Here is a 241-nt window from a genome sequence, read left to right as displayed (position 1 = left end):
CTTGAGTAGTCATAACTCAAAGCGATGGTTTCGTCATACGTACCATTATTAGATAAAATATTTACCCATTCAACAGTTTTACCACGCGAGATGGTCTGTAGTGAGGGCTGTGTAAGACTAACATCGTATAGTGGTAGAGAAAGAGATTTAAAACTAACTTGATTTGATGTACCACTTTGTTGAGTTGACTCAATACTATAGTCAATTTGTGCAATATTATTAATAGTCGTAACACCCTTGC

1 protein-coding gene is annotated in these 241 nt (G+C 35.7%); it reads right to left on the bottom strand.

Features of this window, described 5'->3' with window-relative positions; translation table 11 throughout:
* Nucleotides 1-241: hypothetical protein (locus tag SB749_RS20655; RefSeq protein ID WP_410711963.1), on the bottom strand; the 241-nt coding region annotated here is incomplete at both ends.

Origin of the sequence: Brevibacterium sp. SIMBA_078, from assembly GCF_046534565.1 — a bacterium.
GTDB lineage: Bacteria > Actinomycetota > Actinomycetes > Actinomycetales > Brevibacteriaceae > Brevibacterium.
The sequence above is the reverse complement of the archived record's forward strand: the minus strand, read 5'-3'. Positions and strand labels throughout refer to the sequence as shown.